General features: G+C 60.5%; 2 protein-coding genes. One reads left to right on the top strand and one right to left on the bottom strand.

Going from position 1 to position 1,861, the window contains the following annotated elements:
- Positions 1-406 (bottom strand): ParB/Srx family N-terminal domain-containing protein (locus tag SX1_RS23335; protein WP_043146326.1); only part of this gene is annotated, 406 nt, incomplete at its 3' end.
- Positions 407-580: 174 nt separating this feature from the next.
- Between SX1_RS23335 and SX1_RS21530 the strand changes: the two genes are divergently transcribed.
- Positions 581-1,753 carry a MarR family transcriptional regulator gene (locus SX1_RS21530; protein WP_255209823.1) on the top strand — a complete coding sequence of 391 codons (1,173 nt, stop codon included), beginning with the start codon at positions 581-583 and terminating at the stop codon, positions 1,751-1,753.
- The last annotated feature ends 108 nt before the right edge of the window (positions 1,754-1,861 follow it).

Here is a 1,861-nt window from a genome sequence, read left to right on the forward strand (position 1 = left end):
GACCGAACCGCTTGGCGATCGCGTCGAGGTCGCTGCCCTCGTTGACGAAGTGCTTGTACGCACGGATCTCGTCGGTCGGCGTCATGTCGAGGCGAATGACATTCTCGATCAGCGAGAGCTCGGACTGCTCGGCCGCATCGATGTCGAGGACGCGGCATGCGACGGGATGGTCCTTGGGGAGTTTGCCCGTCTCAAGGAGATAATTGAGCGCGCGTAGGCGGCGGCCGCCCGCGGTCACGTCGAACATGCCCCGCTTCTTGGCGGGCACCACGATCAGGTTCTGAAGGAGGCCCTTGGCCTCGATATTGGCGGCCAGTTCCTCGATGAAGAGGTTGCTGTCGTTTTTGCGGACGTTGGCTTCGGACAAGCGCAGCTTGCCGAGCGGGATCAACTCGATATCGTTCATGGGAGTGCTCCTGAAAACCGGACTTGGCCGAGCCCTTCGGCTCACCCCTTCCAGCCCCCCTCCCCTCACGGTTTCAGGATTGCCCGAACTCCCGGGCGCGACGGCGCGTCTTTAGGGGGTCGGCTTGGTGCCGTGAGGCATAAATTGTGGATTTATGCCTCACGAGGCTGACGAGTGACCTCTTTCGAAATTTGCTGCACAGCAAATATTGCATATCGCGCGAATATTCGCTACAGATGCCTTATTCACTGGCAGGGAAATATGAGAAATTTTGAGATCATAGAGGAAGAGCTGCTCGATGAGCTAAGCCATGCCCTGTCGGAATTGCCTGGCGCTTCCGTCTATCAGCGCACCTCCGAACCGCGTGTCGGCAGCCGATATGCCCCGGATGGTGTACTTGATGTAGACCTCAATCACCACCGGTTCAAACTGGTCGTTGAGGCCAAGCGCGAGCTCTTTCCCCGCGATGTTCGTCAGCAGGTTTGGCGGCTTCGCGATTATCTCAACCAGATGGATGACGCCGGTGAGAAGGTTCCCATGCTGATTGCAGGCGCAATCTCGAAAGGTGCGCGCGAAATCCTACAGCAAGAACAAGTCGGCTACTACGACCTCGGTGGCTCGCTCTTCGTCCCATCGTCGGGTGCCTATGTGTTGATCGAACGCCCGCCCCTCAAGAAGGCCGGACGTGCCTTCGGCTCAATCTTTCAGGGCCAGCGAGCTCGCGTCGCTCAGGCGGTCATTGGAACTGCGCCCAGATGGATGAGTGTGAAGGAACTCGCGGAAGAGACAGGCGTGTCGCCGGCGACTGCATCGGAGACCCTTAGCGAGATGGAGCGGCGCGATTGGCTCGAAGTTGAGGGTGCGGGGCCAGCCAAGATGCGCCGCCTGCGCGAACGAGGCCCGGTTCTCGATGAATGGGTTCGCTTGATCGCCGATCAGAAGCCGCCACGGATCGAGCGCTATTATGTGCCGGGCGGGGATGCTGGCCAGATTGCGCGCCGGCTCGACGAAGCATGTCGCGACGTTGGCGCACAATATGCGGTAACGGCGGAGGCAGCCGCTCAGGCGTATGCGCCGTATCTCTCAGCGATCTCGCAGGTCAGGTGCCGGATCCAGGGTGGGCGACTTCACCGAGAAGTTCTCGCGCGTCTCGATGCCCGGCCCGTGTCGGAGGGATGGAACCTCGGTGTGATCGAAGACACCGGCAAGCGCGACATTGCTGTGGGAGAACGGATCGATGGCGTTGCTTATGCCCCGCCAGTTCAGGTTTATCTCGATCTTATGCAGGGGTCCGGTCGCGCCAGGGAGCTTGCTGACCACCTCCGCGCCGAACGACTGCCAGGATGATGGGCAAACCCAAGACCTTTGACGCATATAATGGCGCAGTCACCGAAGCCGCCGAGCGGGTGCTTGTGACCCTCCTTCGCGGCTTCGGTCCGTGGAAGGACACCGGCT

Source organism: Sphingobium xenophagum NBRC 107872, from assembly GCF_000367345.1.
Taxonomy (GTDB): domain Bacteria; phylum Pseudomonadota; class Alphaproteobacteria; order Sphingomonadales; family Sphingomonadaceae; genus Sphingobium; species Sphingobium xenophagum.